Below are 24,739 nucleotides of genomic sequence, written 5' to 3'. Positions count from 1 at the left end.
CCCCTTCCCGCTGCCCCACCTGGTCCCACCTGTGTTGCCGTACGGTACGTGCAGACAAGGCGGACGTGGCAACTCTGGCACATCATCGCAGGGGGCGAACGCGGGGGTCCGCTAGGAGGCATTCGCCCACCTCATCGAGGAGATGGTCCGTTTTCGCACGGCATCGCCGGTGCGCGCGAAATGGCACTCTTCGGTGACACTTAGCCGCTTTTACCATTATCGGTTCGGCGACGGTCCCTCCAGCGGGCGGCCGAGGACTCCGGGCCGCCTCTGCCACGGCAGGGGCCCGGCCGGTGGCCGGTAACCGACACCCAGGGCGTCGAGCCGCCGGTAGTGCGCGGCCATCCGCTCCTCGAAGCCGGCGAAGTCCCGCTCCGCCGGGTCGAGCAGCGCGCTCCAGGCCACCTCGGCGAAGGCCGCGAGGCGGGGGAAGACCTGGTAGTCCACGCGCGCCTGGTCCTCCATCACCTCGGTCCAGACATTCGCCTGGGTGCCCAGCACATGCCGGGCCTCGGCCTCGGTGAGCGCGGGCGGAACGGGTTCGAAGCGGTAGACGTCCTCCAGGGTGCGGACGTAGCCGATGGGGACCGGCTCGTCCTCGCCGCCGTCCTGACGGTGGTCCAGATACACCTGCTGCTCGGGGCACATGACGACGTCGTGCCCGGCCCGCGCGGCGGCGATCCCGCCCGCGTAGCCGCGCCAGGACGACACGGTCGCACCCGGCGCCAGTCCGCCCTCCAGGATCTCGTCCCAGCCGATGAGTCTGCGCCCGCGCGCGGACAGCCACTTGTCGAAGTGTCCGATGAACCACGACTGGAGTGCGTCCTCGCCGGCCAGTCCGAGTTCCTCGATACGGGCCTGCGCCGCGGGTGAGGCCCGCCACTGGTCCTTGGGGCACTCGTCGCCGCCGATGTGCACGAACTCGTCCGGGAAGAGGTCCAGGAGTTCCGTGAACACCCCTTCGTAGAAGCGCAGGGTGTTGTCAGTGGGGGCGAGTACGTTGGAAGAGATCCCCCAGTTGTCCCAGACGGTCAGGGAGGTGGTGTCGATGACGTCGGTGTTGCCGAGTTCCGGATACGCGGCGATGGCGGCCTGCGAGTGTCCCGGCACGTCGATTTCAGGGACCACGCGGATATGCCGCTCGGCGGCGTAGGCGACGATCTCCCGGATGTCGTCCTGGGTGTAGTGACCCCCGTGCGGCTTCTCCTCCCACAGCGGCGAGGCACGGTGGCCGAATTTCGTACGGGAGCGCCAGGAGCCCACCTCGGTGAGCCGCGGGTGGCGCTTGATCTCCACGCGCCAGCCCTGGTCGTCCGTCAGGTGCAGATGCAGCACGTTGAGTTTGTGCGCGGCCATCAGATCGAGGTGGCGCAGGACGCCGTCCTTGGGTGTGAAGTGCCGGGCGACGTCGAGCATGAGACCGCGCCAGCGAAAGCGCGGACGGTCCCGGACCTCGATCAGGGGCAGCCGCCACCGCCGGTCCGGCAGGGGCGCGCGGCGGAAGGCGTCCGGGCCGAGCAGCTGACGTAGCGTCTGCGTGCCCCAGAACAGACCGGCGGGCCCGCCGCCCACGAGGTCGACACCCCGCGGGGTGACGGTGAGGCGATATCCCTCTTCACCGAGGTCCTCGCCCACCGCGGCATCGACGGACAGGCGCACGAGGTCCTCCTCGTCGGCCCGTCCGGGCGCCAGCGGCAGGCCGGTTGCCGCGCCCAGCGTGGCGCGCAGCAGGCGTTCGGCCCGTTCCGCGCCCTCGCCCGCGGCCAGCCTCGTCGCCGGCCCCAGCTCGAAGGAGCCCGGCCCCTGGACCGTCACCCTGCCGGGCTCGGGAATCAGATCCGTCTGTGAAGTCACGTGAGTCCTTTACCGCCCCGCCCGGCCCGAAGAACCAGACGCCGTTGTACGCGTACGAAGAACACCGGCACCGGAATGGTCGGCACTGCGGAAGCCCGCCGGAGGAATCCCGCCCGGCCCGCCCCGTTTAGGTGCGCGGTCTCCTCCAGCCTCTCGGCAACGGCTTTCACGAACCCCCGCGGCATCCAGATCGCGAACGGCGGGGAGAAGGCGAGGTGGGGCAGGATCGGGTGCCCCAGAGTGGTCAGCCGACCGAAGTCCCGCATGAGGAAGGACATCGGGATCCTGAGGGCCTCCACAGGCACCATCCGGGGCCACGAGGAACAGCACCGGCAACGCCGTCCGGAAGCGGAAGCGGAACCGGAATCGCGTCCCGGCCACCGCGGCGAGAAAGGCGATCACCGCCGAGGCGATCACCGCACTCGCCGCGACGAGCACGCCGTTGAGGAAGCAACGGCCGAATTCGGCGACGCGGGAGCACGCCCGCCAGGGCGCCTTCCCCCTGCCCGCGCGGCAACACGCCCCTCACAGCTCCTCCCCCTCCCCGCGCGGCAGCCGCAGATACACCAGCTCCTCGAACACATCCGTGCGGCGGTAGAAGGCGCGCACGCCGACGAAGAGCGGAGCGCCGTAGACCCGGGCGCACGCCGACGAAGAGCGGAGCGCCGCGCAGGCGGCGAGAACGAGGGCGGCGAGGGCCGGAGCGGCCGAGCGGAGGGACGGTTTCAAGGAGTGGCCCTCCACGGCGTTGCGGCATACGCAATGACGGTTTCGCTCCGCACAACACCAACGAGGCTAGGTGCTGGCCGACCAGATCCACAAGAGGTCTGAACCAATTCGTGCCCGCCTGGCCGGTCGCACACCCAGCCGCCCCGGGCCTGAGGCGCGTGCCGCCCCGGGCCTGAGGCGCGTGCCGCCCCGGGCCTGGGGCGCCTCAGGAAGCCGGGGCACACAAAGGCCCCCGGGAGCGCGTCGCATCGCGCTCCCGGGGGCCTTCGGACGTATGGCCGGGCGGGCCGGGACTACTTCTTGTCGCCGCCCTTGCCCTTGTCGTCCCCGCCGGATCCCATGGAGTCGTAGATCTCCTTGCACATCGGGCACACGGGGTACTTCTTCGGGTCACGGCCAGGCACCCACACCTTGCCGCAGAGCGCCACGACGGGGGTCCCGTCGAGCGCGCTCGCCATGATCTTGTCCTTCTGGACGTAGTGGGCGTAGCGCTCGTGGTCGCCGTCGCCGTGGGAAGTCTGCGGCGTGGGCTCGACGAGGGTCCCCGTACCTGTCCCGCGCTCGGGCTCAAGAGTGCTCATACGGCCAAGGGTACTGAAGCTCACAGGCATCAGTTCAGCGAAGGGTCGTCCGGGTACGTCGCCACCATGGCCAGGTCGCCGCGCTGGCGGCGGAGCACTTCGCGCCAGAGTCTCTCGGGGGCCGGGGAGGAGACATCGCCCGGCTCGGACTCGACGACGTACCAGGCGCCGTCGACCAGTTCGTCCTCCAGCTGGCCGGGGCCCCAGCCCGCGTAACCGGCGAAGATGCGCAGTGAGCCGAGGGCCGAGGCGAGCAGTTCGGGCGGGGCCTCCAGGTCGACGAGGCCGATCGCGCCGTGCACCCGTCGCCAGCCGAGGGGGGCGCCCTCGACGGCGGAGCCGCCGGGGATCACCGCGACCCCGAGCGCGGAGTCGAGGGAGACCGGGCCGCCCTGGAAGACGACCCCGGGCTCACCGGCGAGGTCCGCCCAGGCCTCCAGGATGTCGGCCACCCCCACCGGCGTAGGACGGTTGAGGACGACACCGAGGGAACCCTCCTCGTCGTGGTCGAGAAGGAGCACCACCGCGCGGTCGAAGTTCGGGTCCGCCAGGGCGGGCGTGGCCACGAGCAGCCGCCCTGTGAGCGAGGACACCTCGGTCATGCCAGACATGATCCCGCATCTTGCCTCGGCGTGGAGGGCCAATCGCGCTTCGCGAGGGTGCGCAGCTCAGGGGAGAGGCGCGCGCCGCGGGCGCGCGGTGACCCCATGTGCCCACGGAGAAACGGTTCGTGTTGTGACAAAGCCATGACGCTCCTGGGGCCTCCTCGGGCTTACGGACCCGGGGGCGACGGCGATTACTCTGTCTCTCTGGCCCTGCCCGACTCCATGGAACGCGAGATTCATGACCGTCAACGACGATGTCCTGCTTGTCCACGGCGGCACCCCGCTCGAGGGCGAGATCCGTGTCCGCGGTGCGAAGAACCTCGTGCCGAAGGCCATGGTCGCCGCGCTGCTGGGCAGTGCGCCGAGCAGGCTGCGCAATGTTCCGGACATCCGCGACGTGCGTGTCGTACGCGGACTGCTGCAGTTGCACGGTGTGACGGTCCGCCCCGGTGACGAGCCGGGCGAGCTGGTGCTCGACCCGTCGCACGTCGAGAGCGCGAACGTCGCTGACATCGATGCCCACGCGGGCTCGTCGCGCATCCCGATCCTGTTCTGCGGCCCGCTGCTGCACCGTCTCGGCCACGCCTTCATCCCCGGCCTCGGCGGCTGCGACATCGGCGGCCGGCCGATCGACTTCCACTTCGAGGTGCTGCGGCAGTTCGGCGCGACGATCGAGAAGCGCGCCGACGGCCAGTACCTGGAGGCTCCGCAGCGGCTGCGCGGCACGAAGATCCGGCTGCCCTACCCGTCGGTCGGCGCGACCGAGCAGGTGCTGCTGACGGCCGTCCTCGCGGAGGGCGTCACCGAGCTGTCGAACGCGGCGGTCGAGCCGGAGATCGAGGACCTCATCTGCGTCCTGCAGAAGATGGGCGCGATCATCGCGATCGACACCGACCGCACGATCCGCGTCACCGGTGTGGACAGGCTCGGCGGCTACACCCACCACGCCCTGTCGGACCGGCTGGAGGCCGCCTCCTGGGCGTCCGCGGCGCTGGCGACCGAGGGCAACATCTACGTCCGCGGCGCCCAGCAGCGCTCGATGATGACGTTCCTGAACACCTACCGGAAGGTGGGCGGTGCCTTCGAGATCGACGACGAGGGCATCCGCTTCTGGCACCCGGGCGGGCAGCTGAAGTCCATCGCGCTGGAGACGGACGTGCACCCCGGCTTCCAGACCGACTGGCAGCAGCCGCTGGTGGTCGCCCTGACGCAGGCCACGGGCCTGTCCATCATCCACGAGACGGTCTACGAGTCCCGTCTCGGCTTCACCTCCGCGCTCAACCAGATGGGCGCCCACATCCAGCTGTACCGCGAGTGCCTCGGCGGCTCCGACTGCCGCTTCGGCCAGCGCAACTTCCTGCACTCCGCGGTGGTGTCGGGGCCGACCAAGCTCCAGGGCGCCGACCTGGTCATCCCCGACCTGCGCGGTGGTTTCTCGTATCTGATCGCCGCCCTCGCGGCCCAGGGCACGTCCCGGGTGCACGGCATCGACCTGATCAACCGCGGCTACGAGAACTTCATGGAGAAGCTCATGGAGCTCGGCGCGAAGGTCGAGCTGCCCGGCAAGGTGCTCGGCTGACGGTCCACAGACGCCGATGGGGCGGTCACCCGAGCTCGGGTGACCGCCCCATCGGCGTCTAGTACAGCGCCCTGAAAGGGGCGCGGGCAACTGCGTGACCGGCCACGGCGGGCCCGCAGTCGCCCGCGGCGCCAAGCCAGAACGGCGCTGGGACGGGCTTAGTTACCCTTGGCCGCTTCCTTGAGCTTGGAGCCCGCGGAGACCTTCACGCTGTAGCCGGCCGGGATCTGGATCGGCTCGCCGGTCTGCGGGTTGCGCGCGGTGCGAGCGGCACGGTGGGTGCGCTCGAAGGTGAGGAAGCCAGGGATGGTGACCTTCTCGTCGCCCTTGGCGACGACATCGCCGACGACCTCGGCGAACGCGGCCAGCACCGCGTCGGCGTCCTTGCGGGTCACCTCGGCGCGTTCGGCCAGCGCGGCCACCAGCTCACTGCGGTTCATGTTCTTACTCCCGTGTTCTTCTTGCCGTTGGGGCGTGCCACGCGGCGGAGCCGCAATCCGACACAGCGAAGCCGATGCTGCCAGGGCCCTCGGACAGTCCCCGGACCCGGGTCCGTCGTCGGACGCTCGCGCCCAGGCACGCATCCTGCCTCTACCTGCGGCGGTAAAGCCAATCCGGCACCCGCAGGAGTCGTGAGAACACCCTTGGGAGTCACACGAAAAGAGGGCCCGAGCCTGGCCGACACCCTAGAGGGAGTTCGGCCGGGCCCGGTTCCACGACGCGCCGTGGAGCGGGCGTGGTGAGGTTCACAGCGGGTCCGCGGTGCCGCAAGGCGTGCGCCACCGCCCCCACAGGGCCCTGTGGGGCCCGAACGCCGGCCGTCCGGCCTTCGGACCGCCCGGCGCCCCCGCGTGACGCCCGAGGCGGCCCGCACGGCTTCGGCCGTACGGTCCGGAGATCCCCCGGAAGGCTTGCGCCGTACGGCGTCGGGGACGGCCCCGAGCAGCCAGCGCGGCCCCGGCCGCGCCAGACCCTCGGCGGGCCCGTGGTCCGGCCGGGCGAACCACGGTCACACCGAGGGTCTGTGGTCCGGCCGGACGGGAGGCCCGGCCGCAGCCGGAGCCTCGCTCCGCGCGTGTGTCGTCGTGCCGCAGGCTCAGGCGTGCTGGGCCGCGCCCGCCGCCTTCGCCGCCTCGCGCACCGCGCCCGCGACGGCGCCCGCGACCTTGTCGTTGAAGACGGACGGGATGATGTAGTTCGGGTTCAGCTCGTCCTCGGTCACCACGTCGGCGAGCGCCTTCGCGGCGGCGAGCATCATCTCGGTGTTGACGGTGCGGGACTGGGCGTCCAGCAGGCCGCGGAAGACACCGGGGAAGACCAGCACGTTGTTGATCTGGTTCGGGAAGTCGGAGCGGCCGGTGGCCACGACGGCGGCGGTCTGGCGGGCGATCGCCGGGTCCACCTCGGGGTCCGGGTTCGCGAGCGCGAACACGATCGCGTCGTCCGCCATGGCGGCCACGTCGGTCCCGTCGAGGACGTTCGGGGCGGAGACGCCGATGAACACGTCGGCGCCGCGCACGGCCTCCCTCAGGGTGCCCGTCAGCCCCTCGTGGTTGGTGTTGTCGGCGATCCAGCGCAGCGGCGAGTCCGCGGGGGCGTCCAGAAGATCGGCCCGGCCCGCGTGCACGACGCCGTGGATGTCGGCGACGACGGCGTTCTTCACACCGGCCGCGAGCAGCAGCTTGAGGATGGCCGTACCGGCCGCGCCTGCGCCGGACATGACGACCCGGATGTTCTCGATGGCCTTGCCGGTCACCCGCAGGGCGTTGGTCAGCGCGGACAGGACGACGATCGCCGTGCCGTGCTGGTCGTCGTGGAAGACCGGGATGTCGAGGGCTTCGCGCAGCCGGGCCTCGATCTCGAAGCAGCGGGGCGCGGAGATGTCCTCCAGGTTGATGCCCGCGAAGCCGGGGGCGATCGCCTTGACGATCTCGACGATCGCGTCGGTGTCCTGGGTGTCCAGGCACAGCGGCCAGGCGTCGATGCCGGCGAACCGCTTGAACAGGGCCGCCTTGCCCTCCATGACGGGCAGCGCGGCCTTCGGGCCGATGTTGCCGAGGCCCAGCACGGCGGAGCCGTCCGTCACGACCGCAACGGAGTTGCGCTTGATGGTGAGGCGGCGGGCGTCCTCGGGGTTCTCGGCGATCGCCATGCAGACGCGGGCCACCCCGGGCGTGTAGATCATGGACAGATCGTCACGGTTGCGGATGGGGTGCTTGGACTGCATCTCGATCTTGCCGCCGAGGTGCATCAGGAACGTACGGTCGGAGACCTTGCCCAGCGTGACGCCCTCGATGCCGCGCAGCTCCTCGACGATCTCGTCGGCGTGCGCGGTGGAGGAGGCCGCGATGGTGACGTCGATACGGAGCTTCTCGTGGCCGGACGCGGTGACGTCGAGGCCGGTCACCGAGCCTCCGGAGGACTCCACGGCGGTGGTGAGCTGCGAGACGGCGGTTCCGCTCGCGGGCACCTCCAGCCGGATCGTCATCGAGTAGGAGACGCTGGGCGCCGTTGCCATGGCCGCTTCCTCTGCTTTCACCGTGTCGCGAAGTTGTGCCGTCCGATCGTCGCACCTACCAACCGGTACGCGGTAGCCGCCCTGGATTGCGGACGTTTTGTTCATGGAGTAACGAGAACTTCGGAAAATTTATTCCACGATACGAGAATCAACCTCCCGATGTCACCCAAAACGAAGAGGCCCACGTCACATCGGACGTGGGCCTCTCCTACGTTCATGACACCGACCCGCCATGCTCGCCTCGCGGCAAGTGGTCGCTCGCAGCGACTAAGGTTGGGCCCGGGGGCTTGGATCGGGCCGGTGTCACGCCAAGGCTAACAAACGGATCCCGCGGGGCCATTCCCGTGCGGGAAAAGATCCCTCGGTCAGTCCCGCAACAGGTCCGGCACCCCCGCCGCGTCAGGCTCGTCCCGCTCCGCCGACACGACCGTCAGCTGCTGGGTCGCCCGGGTGAGGGCGACGTACAGCACCCGCAGGCCCGCCGGGGACTCGTCGGCGATCTCCGCCGGCGAGACGACCACGGTCGCGTCGTACTCCAGACCCTTGGCCTCCAGGCTGCCCAGCGCGACGACCCGGTCGCCGAGCCCGGCCAGCCAGCGCCGCGCCTCCTCGCGCCGGTTCATCGCGACGACCACGCCGACCGTGCCGTCGACCGCGGCCAGCAGCCGCTCGGCCTCCGCCCGCACGCTCTCGCCCAGGGAGTCCCCGACCACGGCGAAGCGCGGGACGACGCCCGTGGACCGTACGGCGGACGGGGACGTGGCGCCCGGCATGGCCAGGGCCAGCACCTTCGCGGCCAGCTCGGCGATCTCCGCGGGGTTGCGGTAGTTCACCGTCAGCTCGAAGCGGCGGCGCGGGCGGGTGCCCAGGGCCTCGTCACGGGCCTCGGCCGCCTCGTCCGGGTCGGACCAGGAGGACTGGGCCGGGTCCCCGACGACCGTCCAGGTGGCGTGCCGGCCGCGGCGGCCGACCATGCGCCACTGCATCGGCGTGAGGTCCTGCGCCTCGTCGACGATGACATGGGCGTACTCGACGCGTTCCTGGGCCAGCCGCTCGGCCCGCTCGCGCTGCGACTCCTCGCGCACCGGCATCAGCTCCTCCAGGCCGGTGAGCTGGTCCAGCGGGTCGAGGTCGCGCTTCCTGCGCGGGCGGGCCGGGGCGCCGAGGATCGCCTGGAGCTCGTCCAGCATGGCGATGTCGTGCACCGTCAGGCCGTCGCGCCGGAGGGAGCGGGCGACCCGGCGGACCTCGCCGGGGTTGAGGACACGCCGGGCCCAGCGGCCCAGCCGCCGCTCGTCGGCCATGGCCGCGAGCACGCCCTTGGGGTCGAGTTCCGGCCACCAGGCGTCCAGGAAGGCGACGAAGGAGTCCTCCCCGGTGACGTCCTCGTCGAAGGAGGAGCGCAGCTCGGCGGCCAGCTCCGCGTCCGTGTGCCGGCCCGCCGCGCCGGACCGCTCCCACAGGGCGTCCAGCAGCAGCTTGCGGGCCCGCGGACGCAGCAGGTTGACGGGGGCCGTGCCGCTCAGCGCGGTGCGTCGGACGCGCTCCAGATCGGCGGCCTCCAGCTCCAGCCGGCGGCCGAACGCGACGACCCGCAGACGCTGCGGAGAATCGTTCAGCTCAAGTGCGCCGCGCGCGGCCTTCCGCAGCACCTTCAGCATCCGGTACGACCCTTTGGCGCGGGCCGTGGCCGGGGCGTCGTACAGCGTGGCCTCGGAGCCGTCGACGAGCGAGCCGATCGCCCGGATGGCGACCTGGCCCTCCTCGCCGAGGGAGGGCAGCACGCCCTCGGTGTACGCCACCAGCAGCGGGGTCGGGGAGACGATCAGGATGCCGCCCGCGTAGCGCCGCCGGTCCTGGTAGAGCAGGTAGGCGGCCCGGTGCAGGGCGACGGCGGTCTTGCCGGTGCCCGGTCCGCCCTCGACGTACGTCACGGAGGCCGCGGGCGCGCGGATCACCAGGTCCTGCTCGGCCTGGATGGAGGCGACGATGTCGCGCATGGTGTGGCTGCGGGCCTGGCCGAGGGCGGCCATCAGGGCGCCGTCGCCGATGACGGGCAGCTCGGCCCCGTCGAGGAACGCCTTCAGCTCGGGACGCATCAGGTCGTCCTCCACGCCGAGCACCTTGCGGCCCTTGGAGCGGATGACCCGGCGGCGTACGACCCGGCCCGGGTCGACCGGTGTGGAGCGGTAGAACGGGGCGGCGGCGGGCGCCCGCCAGTCGATGACCAGCGGCGCGTAGTCCTCGTCGAGCACCCCGATCCGCCCGATGTGCAGGGTCTCGGCGATGTCGGCGGTGCTGTCCGGCCGTACGGCGCCCTCGGCGGGCTCGACGGCGGTGTAGGCACCGTCCGGCCCCTTCTTGCCGTCCTTGCCGACCAGGAGGTCGATACGGCCGAAGAGGAAGTCCTCGAACTCGTTGTTCAGCCGGTTGAGATGGACACCCGCCCGGAAGACCTGTGCGTCCCGCTCGGCGAGCGCGCCGGGCGTGCCGACCTGGCCGCGCTGGGCCGCGTCGTTCATCAGGAACTCGGCCTCGTGGATCTTCTCCTCAAGACGCCGGTATACCCGGTCCAGATGTTCCTGTTCGACGCTGATCTCCCGGTCCCGGACCGAGTCCGGGACCTGGTCGAGCGCGGTCTCCTGTTGAGCCTGTGCGGCCACCGGGCCCCCTTCTGACGTGCTGGGCAGCCGTCAACCGTACGCGAAGGGGACCGCCGTCGGCTACGCGTCCACCTCCACGAGACGCTTCCCGTCGAAGGTCATCACCTCGAAGTGGTCGATCTCGTCGGGGTCGAAGGCGGCTCCGCCGTGGACGTAGAGCGGCTGACGGGCCTGCTCGGCGGCCGAGTCGGGGATGCCGTAGCCCCAGTTCGGGACGCCCCAGGAGGTCACCGTCTCACGCTCGCCGTTCTTGCCGACCGCGATCAGGGAGCACTTCTGGGGGCCCTTGACGTTCTTCAGCTCCAGCACGGCGTGCGTGCCCCAGGCCTTCTTCTCCAGCGCGACCGTGGCGCTGACCTGGGTCGTCGGGTCGGTGGCCCGCAGCTTGTCGTGCATGACGTCGAAGGCCTCCTTGGCGGGGCTGGACGCATGCGCCTCGACCTTGGTGCCGGTGTCGCCGCCGGAGGTCGCGACCGCCACCAGCGGGCCGCCGATGATCAGCGCGGCCGCGGCCGCCACGAGGTAGAAGCCGCGCCTGCGCTTCTGCGCGCGCCGCTCGGAGACCTCGTCGACCAGCCGCTCCACCAGCCGCGGGCTGGGCCTGGCCGACAGCGACTCACCGATCGCGGGTGTGCCGGTGCCCGGCAGATCCGCGAGCGCCGCGAGCATGGGCTCCATCCCGGCCAGCTCGTCGAGCTGCTGGCCGCACCACTCGCAGCCTGCCAGGTGGGCCTCGAAAGCGGTTGCTTCGGCGTCGTCGAGAAGCCCCAGCGCGTAGGCGCCGACGGTCTCGTGTTCGTTCGGGCCCTGTGATCCCTGCATGGGACCAGGATGTCCGCTTCCGCCCGGGCCGAATCCCCCGTAAGTACTCATCACGCCGTCACCCCCCGCTCCTCCAGTGCCAGCTTCATCGACCGCAGGGCATAGAACACCCGAGAGCGCACTGTGCCGCTGGGTATACCCAGCGTAGCCGCCGCCTCATTGACCGTACGCCCCTTGAAGTACGTCTCGACGAGCACCTCCCGGTGGGCCGGGGTCAGGTCGTCGAGAGCATCGGACAACGTCATCAACCACAGCGCCTTGTCGATCTCGTCCTCCGCGGGGATGACCTCCAGCGGCGACGGATCGACCTCCTGCGGCCGGGCCTGCCGGCTGCGGTGGCCGTCGATGACGATGCGGCGCGCGACCGTCACCAGCCAGGGGCGTACCGAACCGGTCGCACGGTTGAGCTGACCGGCGTTCTTCCAGGCACGGATGAGCGTCTCCTGCACGACGTCCTCGGCACGCTGCCGGTCGCCGGCGACCAGGCGCAGCACATACGCGAGCAGCGGTCCGGCGTGCTCCTGATACAGCGCGCGCATCAGCTCCTCGTCAGGTTCCGAGGGCTGGGACATGCGATGTCGGGCCCTCGTTCCACGTTCTCTGGCCACGGCCGCATCCTTGCGCACGCCCACCTCCGGTGTCCGGGGGTTCCCCCAGTCGGTCGCTCGACACCGGGTACGGACGTGGGGGCGGGTGTGTTCAAAGCGCGGCGGCAGTTTTCCGCGAGGTCAGGCGACGAGAGGGACATGCGGGCACATTCCCGCCACATTTTCTTCACATTTCCCGGAGTTGGGATCGAGGGGTGTGACGGAGGCCACGAGGCGGGGATCGAGGGGCTGGGGCCGGTGAGTGTGACGAGAGTCTCGGCCGGCGGAGGGTTTCGCCGGGCGGTCCGGGACCAGCGGCACCTGGTGAGTCGGGGGCAGGGGTGGGCGAGTCGGGTCTCATGCGCGGGCGAGGGCGGCGCGGCGGCGGTGCCGGGCGACCCGCTCCCGGTTCCCGCACACCTCACTGGAGCACCAGCGCCTCCTGCGCCCCCGGGACGTGTCGACGTACACGAGGGGGCAGTTGTCCCCCGCGCACCGCCGCAGCGCGGCCAACGCCGCCGGATCGGTGAGCAGTTCCACGGCGTCCCGCGCAACGGCCCCCACCAGAGCGGCGCATTCGGGCCTGCCGTCCAGCGCCCGTACGAGGCTGCCGTCGGCGGCGCGTTCGGCGTGCGGCGCGGGAGGCGAGGGAAGGGCGAGGAGGTTGAGGCGCGCGAGGGCGGGTTCGTGCGCGGGTCTCCCGCCCAGCTGCGCGTCGACCAACGGCACGACGACCGCCCGCAGTTCACGGAACTGCGCGGCCCATCGGGCGTCGGCGTGATCGAGCCGCGTCCCCCGCGGGACCAGGCCGCTGCCCACGATCCAGGCCCGCAGCACCTCCACCGAGCCGAGGCGCTCGTGCGGGTGGGCGGTCGCCAGCAGATCGAGACAGATCCGTCCGGCGTCGAAGCGGAGTTCATGGGGAACCGTGGGTGTACCCGGGACCACTGCCATGCGCCTGTCACCGCCTAGCGGTTGGAACAAGGAGGGGGAGGCGTTCCGTTCGCTCCCCTACACAGTGCCTGCCCGCGGGGGCGGTGGGTAGGCCTGGGGCGGACGCGGGTGCGGCCGGGCGAGGGGATGCCGGTGGGTGGACGCGGGTGCGGCCGGGGGAGGGGATGCCGGTGGGTGGACGCGGGTGCCGGTGGGCGGACTTGGGTGCGGCCGCGCGAGGGCATGCCGGTGGGTGGACGCGGGTGCCGGTGGGCGGACTTGGGTGCGGCCGGGCGAGGGGAGGCCGGTGGGTGGACGCGCGCGTATGGCCACGCGAGCCTGGACGATGTCGCCGTACGGCCGGGCCCCGTTGACTGGACGCATGACGACACGGAGCAGAACCGCGGGCCCGATACTCCTCGCGGCAACGATCCTGGTGGGCCTGATGGCCGGCACCTTCTTCATCTTCGCCTGCGCGGTGATGCCCGCCCTGTCGCGGAGCGAGGACCGGGTCTTCGTCCAGGTCATGCGGGACATCAACGACGTCATCCAGAACCCCCTGTTCCTCCTCGCCTTCATGGGCGCCCTGCTGCTGTCCGCCGCGGCGGCATGGCAGTCCCGCGCCGAGCCCCACCGCTGGTGGACGTGGAGCGGCTGCGCGGCCTACGCCCTCGTCTTCCTCGTCACCGTCGTGGTCAACGTCCCCCTCAACGACCAGTTGGCCTCCGCGACGGGCTCCGCGACGGCGGCCCGTGCGGATTTCGAGGACGCGTGGGTGGCGTGGAACGCGGTGCGGGCGGGGCTTTCGGTGGCGGGGCTGGGGCTGCTGGCGGCGGCGCTGACGGTGCGCGGCCGACGGTGAGTTCGGACACAGCCGCGACTCCGCTCTGCCCTGGGCACAGTTCGTCCTGGTGCGGTCCGTGGCGAGCCCGTTACGGTATCGCCTGATCCCCGAACCCCTCCCGCCCCACCAGGAGCCCTCTGTGATCCGCCCCCGCACCCGCCCCATGCTCGCCGCCGGAACAGTGGCCCTGTTCCTCCTCACAGCGTGCGGAGGCGAGGACGACTCCCCCAAGGCGAACGACAAGATCTCGGGCGCGGCCACCGGGGAGGAGACTTCGGCGTCGCCTACGGGGAGTTCGGCGGGGGGTGCGGAGAGGCCGGAGATCTCGTTGCCTTCGGATCTGACGTACTCCTTCGAGTGGTCGAAGACAGGCGACAAGGACAAGGACGCCGTCCTGAGCGACAGCCGGCAGTTCATCGAGGCGGTGGACATGGCGATCGCCGAACAGGACCCGCTGCACGCCGCGTACCGGTTCTACTCCGAGGGTGAGGCGGCCGCGTCGAGCCAGAAGTTCATCCAGGAGTTCGTGGACTACAGCGACCGGATCACCGGTACCAAGCGTTTCTACGACGCGAAGGTGCAGATCGACGACGACGGGACGGCCGGCTTCGTCTACTGCGAGGACCAGAACAAGGCCTACAACAAGAGCCTCAAGACCGGGAAGACATCGGTGACTCCGGAGTCGGACGACAACTACGTGCTCTACAACAGCAGACTTCGGGTGAACAAGCAGGGCGTCTGGGTCACCGAGAAGCTGACCTCTGAGCGGGGGAACGCCGCATGCCGTCCGTGACGTACCGAGGGGCGGCTGTGGTGGCGGCCGCCGCGGCCACCGTCCTGCTCTGTCCCGCCCAGGCGCTCGCGGGCTACGGCCACGGCGGCAGCACGAACGGCGGCTCCGACACATCCGCCTCGGGTGGCACCGACGGCAAGGGCGGACTCACCGCCACGGCGGGAGCCGTCGTCTTCGAACACTCCCGCAACGGGTCCGGACAGTCCGCCGGAACGGTGACGTCCACGACGACCTGGACCCCTCCGCCCTGCTACTACGCCCCCAAGTACACGCCCGACGAGCTGAAGGCGTACCTGGAACCGATCTGGCAGGCCGAGTCGACCGGCTACCAGTGGGACGCGGACCAGCGGGCGCGCTATGTGGAGGGACGTCCCTACAAGGACTTCAACAAGGAGAAGTCCGGCAAGGGCTACTGGTGGGACTCCTACGTCACAGAAGGCCGCGAGGGCGATCCCGGCGCACTGGCCTGCGACAAGCCGCCCTTCTGGGTGGACGAGGGCGCTCCCCCGCCGGCGGACGTCACCGAGGCCGTCACCCCCGAGATCCTCGCCCAACTCGCCTACGCCGAGATCCGCGTCCCCTCCACCGAGGTCGACCTCGCGCCCCAGGGCGTCACCAAGGTCAACCTGCCCACCTGGGCCTGGCTGGACGGCGCCGAGTTCAAGCCGGTCTCCGTCACCGCCTCGGTCCCCCTGCTCGGCATCCAGGCGACCACGACCGCCGAACCGGTCTCCCTCACCCTGGACCCCGGCACCAAGGACGCCGAGACCTACCCCGCGTCCGGCGTCTGCGACCTCACCGACGGCCATATCGGCGAGCCCTACGCCAAGGGCAAGGCCACCCGGACCCCGCCCTGCGGCGTCCGCTACCTCCGCTCCTCGGGCGACGCGACCTACCCCCTCAAGGCCACCCTCACCTGGAAGATCCACTGGACCGGCACAGGCGTAGCCGCCGCACAGAACCTCCCCGACGGCACGTTCGGCGCGGAACAGGCGGTGGTGGTGCAGGAGATCCAGGCGGTGAACCGGTGAGGTGCTGAACCGGCGGGGCGTCAGAACGACGCGGCCGTCCGGCTGGCCCCCTCACACATCCGCGTACTTCGCGTCCGAAGCCGGGTCCAGGGCCAGCCGGTACCCCCGCTTCACCACCGTCTGGATCAGCTTCGGTGCGCCGAGGGCCGTGCGGAGGCGGGCCATGGCGGTTTCGACGGCGTGTTCGTCGCGGCCCGCGCCGGGGAGGGCGCGCAGCAGGTCGGCGCGGGCGACGACCCAGCCGGGGCGGCGGGAGAGGGCGCGCAGGAGGGACATGCCGGCCGGGGGGACGGGGCGCAGGGCGCCGTCGACGAGGACGGCGTGGCCGCGGATCTCGACCTGGTGGCCGGCGACGGGCAGGGAGCGGGTGCGGGAGGGCAGTTCCTGGCAGAGGATCTGGACCAGCGGGCCGAGCCGGAAGCGTTCGGGCTGGACCGTGTCGACGCCGCGGGCCTGGAGCGGCAGGGCGGTGACCGGGCCGACGCAGGCCGGCAGGACGTCGTGGGTGAAGGCGGACAGCAGCTCCGGCAGCAGGCCCCGTTCGTCGGCCCGGGAGAGGAACGACTGCGCCGCCGGGGCGCTGGTGAAGGTGAGCGCGTCCAGGCCACGGGAGACGGCCGCGTCCAGGAGGCGGTCGACGGGGGCGATGTCCTCCGGCGGCATCCACCGGTAGACCGGGACGCCGACCACCTCCGCGCCCGCGGCCTTCAGCGCCTCCACGAACCCCGGCAGCGGCTCGCCGTGCAGCTGGATGACGATACGGCGGCCCTCGACACCCTCGTCCAGCAGCCGGTCGAGCACCTCAGCCATCGACTCGGAGGACGGGGACCAGTCCTCGGTCAGCCCGGCCGCCCGCACCGCGCCCTTCACCTTGGGCCCGCGGGCGAGCAGTTCGACCCCGCGCAGGCGGTCGACGAGCACCTCGCCCAGCCCCCAGCCGTCGGCGGCCTCGATCCAGCCGCGGAAGCCGATGGCGGTGGTGGCCACCACCACGTCCGGGACGCGGTCGATGAGGTCCTTGGTGGCGGCGAGCAGTTCTCCGTCGTCCGCCAACGGCACGATCCTCAGGACCGGCGCACGCAGAACCGACGCTCCACGGCGCTGGAGCAGCGCGCCGAGTTCGTCGGCGCGGCGCGCGGCCGTCACTCCGACGGTGAAGCCCGCGAGGGGGCCGTGCTCCGGTGCCAGCTGTTCCTCGTACATAACTCTCGTCCCGCACTTGAGTCATCGGGACCGACTGGCGGCCCCCTTTTGCACTACATGCGACCGAGCCTGTCAACGGTGCGTGACAGGCTCGGTGCTGCTTGATTGCGCTGGTGTTACGTCACACCTCGGCGTAGGTGAGCTGCGGCTTCGCTTCGGCGGTCGTCGCGGCCGCACCGCCGGCGGCAGGCCGGCGAAGGTATACGGCCCAGGTCACCAGGAAGCAGGCGCCGTAGAAGGCGAGGAAGGCGACGAACGCTCCGGTGCCGGTGCCGGCGGTCATGAACGACTGCCGGAAGGCGAGGTTGATGCCGAGCCCGCCGAGCGCGCCGACCGCTCCGATGAGGCCCATGGAGGCACCGGACAGGCGCCGGCCGTAGGCGGCGGCCTCCTCGCCCGTCAGCCCCAGGGCGAGAGCCTTGTTCTGGAAGATGCCGGGGATCATCTTGTACGTCGATCCGTTGCCGATCCCGCTGAGCACGAACAGCGCGATGAAGGCGCTGGTGAACAGCGGCAGGGACTCCTGCGTGCTCGCCACGATGATCACGGAGGTCGCCGCGGCCATGGCCACGTAGTTCCACAGGGTGATCTTCGCGCCGCCGTAGCGGTCAGCGAGCCAGCCGCCGACGGGGCGGATCAGGGAGCCGAGCAGCGGGCCGATGAAGGTGACGTAGGCGGCCTGGAGCGGCGTACGGCCGAACTGCGTCTGGAGCACCAGGCCGAAGGCGAAGCTGTAGCCGATGAACGAGCCGAAGGTGCCGATGTAGAGGAAGGCCATGATCCAGGTGTGGCCCTGCTTCACCACGTCCTTGGCGGCACCGGTGTCGTTCTTCATGGTCGCGAGGTTGTCCATGTACATCGCGGCCAGCACGGCGGCGATGACGATCAGCGGGATGTAGATCCCGAGCAGCACGCGCGGACCGCCGCTCGCGCCGATCACCGCGAGGGACACCAGCTGCATGACCGGCACACCGATGTTGCCGCCGCCGGCGTTCAGACCGAGGGCCCAGCCCTTCTTCTTGAGCGGGAAGAAGGCGTTGATGTTGGTCATGGAGGACGCGAAGTTGCCGCCGCCGACACCCGCGAGCATCGCGCAGATCAGGAAGGTGGAGTACGACGTCCCGGGCTCCATCACGATGAACGCGGCCACGCTCGGGATCAGCAGCATCGCCGCCGAGACGATCGTCCAGTTCCGGCCGCCGAAGATCGCTACTGCGAAGGTGTAGGGCACCCGCACCACGGCGCCGACCAGGGTCGCCATGGAGACGAGGAAGAACTTGTCGGCCGGGGTGAGTCCGTACTCGGGGCCCATGAACAGCACCATCACGGACCACAGGGTCCAGATGGAGAATCCGATGTGCTCGGAGAGGACCGAGAAGATCAGGTTCCGGCGGGCGACCTTCTCACCGGTCTCCTGCCAGAAGGCCTCGTCCTCCGGATCCCACTTCTGGATCCAGCGGCCTCCCCTGCCTGTGGCAGGGGGAGATGGGGCCGTACCAGATGCTGTCATGATGCCTCCACGGTGCTCCGGGCTCAGGGTGTTGCTGGGAGTAGCTGAGTCCCGAAGGTAGGGAGAGCGCGTTTCCGTGCTGTGCCTGTGGGTGACCGGAAGGGAACTTTGCTCTCACCCACAGGCGAGGACGGGTGAGAGGTCCTGACCACCGGGGTGATCGCCACGGCCACCACCGGGGGGCGGGAACGCCGCGGGGCGGACCGCCCGGGAAATCCCGTGCGATCCGCCCCGTGTCACCGCTCGTGCGGCCTCAGGCCGATTTCCGCCGTCGCGATCCCCCGCGCCCACGCGCGCGGGAACCGCCGGTCCCCGTTCCCCGGGCGGACCCGCCGCCCTGGGAAGACCCTGTGGGAGACGCGCCACGCGAGGCCCCGTTGGGCCACAGCCGTGGCTTGCGCTTCGCGGCCAGGTCCTCGATCCAGCCGAACGACAGGACCGCCAGTCCGATCAGGGGCCATACGAGGACGAACATCCAGATCATGTACGTCGAGTCGAGCGCCGCCACCGCCCGCTCGCTCTCCATGAAGGGAAGGCTGTAGATGGGGTCGATGATCGGCACGGTGGCCATGATCAGCATGTTGTGCCAGAGGTAGATCGTCACCGCGCGGTTGTTGGAGAGGGTGACGAGCTTGTCCCACTTGGCTAGGCGGCCTGGCAGTTCCTGCCAGGACGGGGAGTACTGCAGGAGGATGACGACGAACCCGAAGGACCAGGTGGCCTGGGCCAGCGGGATGTCGTTGAGGTCCCAGCCGTCGGGGCCCAGATGGCCCGAGGCCCACCACAGGCCGAAGGCCATCAGCAGGCCGGAGCAGGAGACCGCGACATAGCGCGGGATCTGCTTGAGCAGACCCTCCTGGTGGGCGAAGCCCAGCACCCAGCAGCCGCCGTAGACCGCGAAGTCGGTCACCGCGTTGCCCGTCTCGCCGGGGATCTTCACCACGCCCGTGCCGACCACGGCCGTCAGGGCCAGCGGGGCGAACACCGTCACCCACGGCATACGGCGGAACGCCCACAGCAGCAGCGGGGACGCCACCACGAACCACAGGTAGGCCCGCAGGTACCACAGCGGGCCGGCCGCCTGCACCGCCCAGGTGTCCTCCAGCAGGCCCGACTTGGAGCCGATGTGCCAGGGGAAGGGCGGGGCCCCGATCGGGATGATGTAGTTGATCATCTCGACCAGGGTGAAGGTCCCGTTGTGGTCGGGGTCCTTCACCGGGTTCCAGCCACCGGCGAACATCAGCGCCAGCACCACCACGCTGAACGCCCACAGCGGCGGCAGCAGACGCCGGACACGGCCTCTGATCACGCCCCAGGCCGGGCGGCTCAGCGAGCGCGCCATCAGCGAGCCCGCCAGCGCGAACATCACGCCCATGGAGGGGAACAGCACCGTCAGCCACGCCCAGCCGAAGAGGTGGTACACCACCACGCGGACCAGGGCGATGGAGCGGAGCAGATCGAGGTAGCGGTCGCGGCCCGGGGCCCGCTTCGGCTGCGCGGCCGCCGGGGGCCCGGCGGCCGGTTCCGGGTCGGTCGTCCGCTGCTGCGGTATACCGTGCGACGCCGCCTGGTCGGCGGTCGTCGGCCCACCGCCCTGACTCGGCAGCCCGCCGCCGTACATCGCCTCGTACGCGTCGCCATAGGCAGGCGTCCGCTCCGGCGACGGACCCGTGCCCGTGCCCGTCGAGTGTCCCTGGGTCATCCCACCGGCCTCCGATCGTCGCCAACGGCCGCGCGCTGACGCGGGACCGGACCGCCGGGCGCCTCCACGACACCCGTGCGGCGCAGTTTCTGCCAGCGCAGCCGGCCACCGGTGAGGGCGGTGATCCAGGACTGGAGCAGCACGACGTACATCAGCTGGCGGTACAGGATCTGCTGGAGCGGGAGCGAGATCAGATGGGTCATCCGCTCCCGGTCCAGCCGGAAGGCGTACGCGGCGCAGACGACCTGGATGGCCAGCACGCCCAACCAGGCCACGATCGTCTTCTGGGTCGGGCCGAAGACGATGCCGTACAGCAGGAACACGTCGATCAGGGGGGCCAGCAGCGGGGCCAGCACCATGAACAGCGAGACCAAGGGCAGGCCCACGCGGCCGAAGCGGCCCGACGGGCCCCGCTCGATCAGTGCCCGGCGGTGCTTCCAGATGGCCTGCATGGTGCCGTACGACCACCGGTAGCGCTGGGACCACAGCTGCTGGACGGTCTCGGGGGCCTCGGTCCAGGCACGGGCGTTCTCGGCGTAGACCACGCGCCAGCCGTCGCGGTGCATGGCCATGGTGATGTCGGTGTCCTCGGCGAGCGTGTCCTCGCTCATGCCGCCGACCCGCTCCAGGGCGGTCCGCCGGAAGGCCCCGACCGCGCCGGGGATCGTCGGCATGCAGCGCAGCATGTCGTACATGCGGCGGTCGAGGTTGAAGCCCATCACGTACTCGATGTGCTGCCAGGCGCCGATGAGCGAGTCGCGGTTGCCGACCTTGGCGTTGCCCGCGACGGCGCCGACGCGCGGGTCGCCGAAGGGCTGGACGAGCTCGCGGACGGTGGCGGGCTCGAAGACGGTGTCGCCGTCCATCATCACGATGATGTCGTGGCCGGCGTTGGCGAGACCGCGGTTGAGCGCGGACGGCTTGCCGCCGTTGAGCTGGCGGATCACCCGTACGTTCGGCACGCCCATCGCCTCGACGATGCGGGCGGTGCCGTCGGTGGAGCCGTCGTCGATGACGAGGATCTCGATGGGGTGCTCACTGGCCATCAGCGAACGGACCGTGTTCTCGATGCACTTGGCCTCGTTGTACGCCGGCACCAGCACCGACACCGGTTCGGTGACCGGCGGTCCCCAGCGGAAGCCGCGGCGCCGCACCCGGCGGGCATGGATGCCGGAGAGCAGCAGCATCAGAACGAAGCGGCCGATCACGAGGGTGCCGATGACGGCGAGGCCGGCCACCAGCCCGTCGGTGATCTTCTCCGAGGCCTGGACCAGGAAGATCCACGCCTTGCCCTTCCACAGGTCCAGCCCGGTGACCTCGGTGTGGGCGCTGGGCCCGCCGAGGGCCTCGGTGAGGTTCTGGAACTTGTAGCCCTTGGCCTGGAGCTCCGGCAGGAACTTGTCCAGGGCTTCCACGGTCTGGTGGCGGTCGCCGCCGGAGTCGTGCATCAGCACGATCGCGCCCTTGCCGTCCTTCGGCGTGGCGCGGCGGATGATCTCGTCGACGCCGGGCTTCTTCCAGTCCTCACTGTCGGTGTTGTTGACGACCGTGATGTAGCCGCGCCGGCCGAGGTACTCGGTCACCGGCCAGGAGTTGTCGTCCATGGCGTCGGAAAAGGAGGAGTAGGGCGGGCGGAACAGGGAGGTGCGGATGCCGGCCGCGCCGGAGATGGCGAGCTGGTTCTGCGACAGCTCCCAGTCGATGCGCTTTTTCGACTGGTACGACAGGTCGGGGTGGTTGAAGGTGTGCAGGCCGACCTCGTGGCCCTCCGCGACCATGCGCTCGACCAGCTCGGGGTAGCGCGAGGTCATGGTGCCGGTGACGAAGAAGACGGCGTGCGCGTGGTGCTTCTTCAGCACGTCCAGGACCTTCGGGGTCCACTCCGGGTCCGGGCCGTCGTCGAAGGTGAGGACCAGTCGGTGGTCCTCGACGCTCAGGGTGACGGCCCGGCCGCCGCGGGTGTCGATGACCGGCCCGCCCTTGAGGATCTTGTCGGGCACTTGGTCGGTGGCGGCCGGGGGCCGCACACGGTGGTCGGCCAGGATCTCGCTGTGCACATAGCCGCGCAGCATCAGCATCGCCATGAGGGCGACGAGGACGAGCGCGGGCAGAGCAAGGCGCATGGGGACACGGCGGCGCCGGGAGCCGTCTCGGGCTCCTCCGGCGGGGGGCCTGGGACGGCGGCTGCGGGATGCCATCAGAGGACGTACTCCGGGGACGTGGAGGGTTGTGCGGAAGAGCGCGTGGCGAGGGCGGCCGGTCCGGTGCCGTCCGACCCCTCGGCCACGCGGTCGGAGACGGTCGTGCCGGTCCCGCCGCCGGAACCGACGCCGACGCTCTCCGTCGGGCCGGGCGTGGTCGGTTCGGCGGTCGGCGTGGTCGGCTCCGGGTCGGGCTCGGAGGCCGTCGCCGTGGGCTCGGGGTCGGCCTGGGTGGCGCCGCCGCCCGGCCTGGGCAGGGTCGTCGCGGTGGCCGTCGGGTCCGGGTCGGCCGTGGTGTCCGGCTCGTCGGCCGTGGCCGAGGCGCCGGGGTCGGGCGTGCTGCCCGGCTCGGACGTGGTGCCGGCGGTAGCGGTCGGGTCGGTGCTCGGCGACGGGGACGGGGCGGCGGAGGGATCCGCCGTCTCGGTGGGCCGCGCCGGGGTGTCGACCTGCTCCGCGGGCTTGTCGCCCTTCTGGCCGGGGACGGGCAGCCAGGGGGCGTCGGAGCTGCCGGACAGGAGGGTGGCGACGATGACGACCGCGTACACCGCGCAGGCCAGTCCGACGGCGATGCCCAGGCGGCGGAAGGTGCGGCTGCGGCGTCCCGTCTCGTCGACGAAGACCGGCCCGTCCGCCGCGTCCTGCGCACCGCTTCCGCCCTTGACCGGGCGCAGTGTCACATCACCGAGCTGTACGGCGTCCATCTGCACCGTCACCTCGTGCGGGTCGTGCTGATGCGCGGAGGCGCCGGTCTCGCCGGACCGGGCCGGCTCGGCCATGTCGGCCCAGGGGTCGCGGGGGGTGGCGGCGGGGCCCGTCTCCGGGAAGGAGAGCGGTCCGCCCGCCGTCGGGAGTACGGCGGTCGCACCGGCGTCGGCCGCCTGGGGCGCGCGCAGCACGGTGGTGGAGTCGGCGCCGGGCGACGTGAACCGGGACGCGGTGACGGGCGGCAGGACGGAGGTCGCGTCGGCGTCGGGTCCCTGGGGGAACCGTACGGCGGTCGCCTCGGCGTCGAAGCCGGCGTGTGCGGGCGCGAGGCGGGCACCGTCGGGCTCGCCGAACCAACCGGCGCCGGACCCCGCGGGCCCGTCGGCCCTCGGCGTCCCGGGCGTCGCCGCCGCGCCGCCACGCTCCCTGCGCGGCAGCGGTCGATCGGCTGGCCCCGTCTCGGGCGACCTGCGCTGCCGTACGGCCTTCGGCGGCATGGCGGTCTGTTCGGCCCCGGGCTGGGCGTAGGGATCGGGCGTCGCGCGGTGCCGGCCGGCGGTGTTCGGCAGGAACTGCGTCTCCGCGCCCGGCGAGCCGGGCGGCGTCGACGAGGCCGAAGCGGTCGAAGAGGGAGTCGCACCTGAGGTCTGTGACTGACCCGTACCCGGCATGCCGGATGCGACCTCGGGCCACTCCGGTTGGGCGTCTTCTCGCCAGTTGTTCACGTGCGTACATCCCCCCACGGGACAGGTCTGGGGGCGCTCCGACGCCGAGCACCCGTCGACCGAATCAGGCCCCCCACCCGATCCGAGCGCCCCCTTTACCACACCGTGCTCAGGCCATGAATGTAGCGCACGTAGCGATGCTCTGGATCCAACGTCTCAGTCACGAAGCGACATGATCTTCGCATCGGTGGCCGGAATCCATCCCCCTTGCGGCGGCCGGAGCCAGCCCTCCTCCGCGGCGACCTGCGCCGCAGCCTGCCGCAACGCGTCCAGCGCGGGATGCACCAGCCCCTTTCGCCACACGAGTGACACCGGCGACAGAGGGATCGGGTCGACGAGCGGCCGCCGCACGGTGCCCGGCATGGCCGGAAAGTCCACTACCGCGAGGACCGGCGTCCGTGACTTGGCCATGATCCGTCCGAACTCTTCGTAACCGACAGCCATCGGATGGGGTGACGCGACGTCAATGCCGTGCCCCTCGAACAGGTGACGTGCGAGGTCCGTCCACTCCGGCGTACGCGGGTTCCCGGCACCCGCGTACACCTCCTCGCCCGCCAGTTCGGCCAGCGGCACGCACGCGCGCGCGGCGAGCCGGTGGTCCTCCGGGAGCAGCACCGCCATCGGCTCGTACCGCACCGGCTGCTGCTCCAGCGCGGCCCGCAGCGCCGGGGAGAGGCCCGCGTAGCGGCCGAAGGACGCGTCCAGCCGGCCGGCCAGCAGATCGGCGGCGGCTCCGGTGAGGCCGCTCTCGTAGCGGGCCATGAGCTCCAGGCCGGGGGCGAGTTCGCGGGCCCGGTGCAGGACCCTGCGCGGGGTGCCGAGATCGCTGGAGTTGCAGTCGACCAGCAGCGGGCGGGACTGCCGGAACGCGGCCAGCAGGTGGTCCTGGGTCTGGAGGACCCGGCGGGCGTGGGGCAGCAGCCGCTCGCCCTCGGCGGTCAGCGTCACCTGCCGGGTGGTCCGCAGGAACAGCTCCGCGCCCAGTTCCCGCTCCAGCCGCCGCACGTCCCGGCTGAGCGCCTGCTGGGCCACGAACAGACGGGCCGCGGCGCGGGTGAAGTGCAGTTCCTCGGCGACGGCGACGAAGCCGCGCAGAAGGCGGGGGTCCAGATACGAGGGCGGCATTCGCCGAACTTACAACGCAGGTGCGT

Annotated in this window: 20 protein-coding genes and 1 pseudogene; 4 read left to right on the top strand and 17 right to left on the bottom strand. The window is 71.2% G+C overall.

Annotated elements, in window-relative coordinates; translation table 11 throughout:
• Positions 1-216: 216 nt before the first annotated feature.
• The 5 genes and pseudogenes from ABZZ79_RS20215 to ABZZ79_RS20195 form a co-directional block, all read right to left on the bottom strand.
• The gene (locus tag ABZZ79_RS20215; protein WP_356690572.1) at positions 217-1,854 is read right to left on the bottom strand and encodes a beta-N-acetylhexosaminidase; all 1,638 of its coding nucleotides are present in this window, start codon (positions 1,852-1,854) and stop codon (positions 217-219) included.
• 4 nt (positions 1,855-1,858) lie between these two features.
• Positions 1,859-2,319, bottom strand: a pseudogene (locus ABZZ79_RS20210) (carbohydrate ABC transporter permease); the annotation flags it as partial.
• Between the two features lie 60 nt (positions 2,320-2,379).
• Entirely contained in the window at positions 2,380-2,583 is a 204-nt protein-coding gene (locus tag ABZZ79_RS20205; RefSeq protein WP_356690817.1) for a hypothetical protein, read from the bottom strand.
• Between the two features lie 293 nt (positions 2,584-2,876).
• Entirely contained in the window at positions 2,877-3,164 is a 288-nt protein-coding gene (locus ABZZ79_RS20200) for a DUF3039 domain-containing protein (RefSeq protein ID WP_356690570.1), read from the bottom strand.
• 29 nt (positions 3,165-3,193) lie between these two features.
• The gene (locus ABZZ79_RS20195) at positions 3,194-3,766 is read right to left on the bottom strand and encodes a YqgE/AlgH family protein (RefSeq protein ID WP_356690568.1); all 573 of its coding nucleotides are present in this window, start codon (positions 3,764-3,766) and stop codon (positions 3,194-3,196) included.
• Between the two features lie 241 nt (positions 3,767-4,007).
• Here ABZZ79_RS20195 and murA point away from each other — a divergent pair, with 241 nt between their 5' ends.
• Positions 4,008-5,348, top strand: a complete 1,341-nt coding sequence (murA, locus tag ABZZ79_RS20190) for a UDP-N-acetylglucosamine 1-carboxyvinyltransferase (protein ID WP_356690566.1) — start codon at positions 4,008-4,010, stop codon at positions 5,346-5,348.
• Between the two features lie 158 nt (positions 5,349-5,506).
• On the opposite strand, the gene ABZZ79_RS20185 is transcribed toward murA, so the two are convergent.
• The 6 genes from ABZZ79_RS20185 to ABZZ79_RS20160 form a co-directional block, all read right to left on the bottom strand.
• Entirely contained in the window at positions 5,507-5,788 is a 282-nt protein-coding gene (locus ABZZ79_RS20185; RefSeq protein ID WP_356690564.1) for an HU family DNA-binding protein, read from the bottom strand.
• A 656-nt stretch (positions 5,789-6,444) separates the two neighbouring features.
• Positions 6,445-7,866, bottom strand: coding sequence for an NAD-dependent malic enzyme (locus ABZZ79_RS20180; protein WP_356690562.1), 1,422 nt, complete (start codon positions 7,864-7,866; stop codon positions 6,445-6,447).
• Between the two features lie 365 nt (positions 7,867-8,231).
• Positions 8,232-10,529, bottom strand: coding sequence for a UvrD-helicase domain-containing protein (locus ABZZ79_RS20175; RefSeq protein WP_356690560.1), 2,298 nt, complete (start codon positions 10,527-10,529; stop codon positions 8,232-8,234).
• A 60-nt stretch (positions 10,530-10,589) separates the two neighbouring features.
• Complete coding sequence (locus tag ABZZ79_RS20170; RefSeq protein ID WP_356690558.1) at positions 10,590-11,351, bottom strand: zf-HC2 domain-containing protein; 762 nt, start codon at positions 11,349-11,351, stop codon at positions 10,590-10,592.
• Between the two features lie 50 nt (positions 11,352-11,401).
• Positions 11,402-11,923, bottom strand: a complete 522-nt coding sequence (locus ABZZ79_RS20165) for a sigma-70 family RNA polymerase sigma factor (protein ID WP_356690556.1) — start codon at positions 11,921-11,923, stop codon at positions 11,402-11,404.
• Positions 11,924-12,295: 372 nt separating this feature from the next.
• Positions 12,296-12,886 (bottom strand): CGNR zinc finger domain-containing protein, encoded by a 591-nt coding sequence (locus ABZZ79_RS20160; protein ID WP_356690791.1) that lies wholly within the window; start codon positions 12,884-12,886, stop codon positions 12,296-12,298.
• Between the two features lie 367 nt (positions 12,887-13,253).
• Between ABZZ79_RS20160 and ABZZ79_RS20155 the strand changes: the two genes are divergently transcribed.
• The 3 genes from ABZZ79_RS20155 to ABZZ79_RS20145 all read left to right on the top strand — a co-directional run bounded on the left by ABZZ79_RS20155 (position 13,254) and on the right by ABZZ79_RS20145 (position 15,539).
• Entirely contained in the window at positions 13,254-13,733 is a 480-nt protein-coding gene (locus ABZZ79_RS20155) for an anthrone oxygenase family protein (protein ID WP_356690554.1), read from the top strand.
• A gap of 121 nt (positions 13,734-13,854) precedes the next feature.
• Positions 13,855-14,508: a hypothetical protein gene (locus ABZZ79_RS20150; protein WP_356690552.1), complete on the top strand. Its 654-nt coding sequence runs from the start codon at positions 13,855-13,857 to the stop codon at positions 14,506-14,508.
• A complete protein-coding gene (locus ABZZ79_RS20145) occupies positions 14,496-15,539 on the top strand; it encodes a hypothetical protein (RefSeq protein ID WP_356690550.1) in 1,044 nt (347 codons plus the stop codon). Before ABZZ79_RS20150 ends, ABZZ79_RS20145 begins: the two co-directional genes overlap by 13 nt.
• 51 nt (positions 15,540-15,590) lie before the next feature.
• Here the strand turns inward: ABZZ79_RS20145 and ABZZ79_RS20140 are convergent, their stop codons facing one another.
• The 6 genes from ABZZ79_RS20140 to ABZZ79_RS20115 all read right to left on the bottom strand — a co-directional run bounded on the left by ABZZ79_RS20140 (position 15,591) and on the right by ABZZ79_RS20115 (position 24,713).
• Positions 15,591-16,742 carry a uroporphyrinogen-III synthase gene (locus ABZZ79_RS20140; protein WP_356690548.1) on the bottom strand — a complete coding sequence of 384 codons (1,152 nt, stop codon included), beginning with the start codon at positions 16,740-16,742 and terminating at the stop codon, positions 15,591-15,593.
• A gap of 121 nt (positions 16,743-16,863) precedes the next feature.
• Complete coding sequence (locus ABZZ79_RS20135; protein ID WP_356690546.1) at positions 16,864-18,252, bottom strand: nitrate/nitrite transporter; 1,389 nt, start codon at positions 18,250-18,252, stop codon at positions 16,864-16,866.
• A 253-nt stretch (positions 18,253-18,505) separates the two neighbouring features.
• Positions 18,506-19,954 carry an acyltransferase gene (locus tag ABZZ79_RS20130; RefSeq protein ID WP_356690544.1) on the bottom strand — a complete coding sequence of 483 codons (1,449 nt, stop codon included), beginning with the start codon at positions 19,952-19,954 and terminating at the stop codon, positions 18,506-18,508.
• Positions 19,951-22,152: a glycosyltransferase gene (locus tag ABZZ79_RS20125; RefSeq protein WP_356690542.1), complete on the bottom strand. Its 2,202-nt coding sequence runs from the start codon at positions 22,150-22,152 to the stop codon at positions 19,951-19,953. Before ABZZ79_RS20125 ends, ABZZ79_RS20130 begins: the two co-directional genes overlap by 4 nt.
• Positions 22,152-23,588, bottom strand: coding sequence for a hypothetical protein (locus ABZZ79_RS20120; protein ID WP_356690540.1), 1,437 nt, complete (start codon positions 23,586-23,588; stop codon positions 22,152-22,154). The genes ABZZ79_RS20125 and ABZZ79_RS20120 overlap by 1 nt, the downstream gene beginning before the upstream one ends.
• 156 nt (positions 23,589-23,744) lie before the next feature.
• Positions 23,745-24,713 carry a LysR family transcriptional regulator gene (locus tag ABZZ79_RS20115; protein ID WP_356690538.1) on the bottom strand — a complete coding sequence of 323 codons (969 nt, stop codon included), beginning with the start codon at positions 24,711-24,713 and terminating at the stop codon, positions 23,745-23,747.
• Positions 24,714-24,739: the final 26 nt, after the last annotated feature.

Origin of the sequence: Streptomyces sp. NPDC006458 (assembly GCF_040612135.1) — a bacterium.
Taxonomy (GTDB): domain Bacteria; phylum Actinomycetota; class Actinomycetes; order Streptomycetales; family Streptomycetaceae; genus Streptomyces.
The sequence above is the reverse complement of the archived record's forward strand: the minus strand, read 5'-3'. Positions and strand labels throughout refer to the sequence as shown.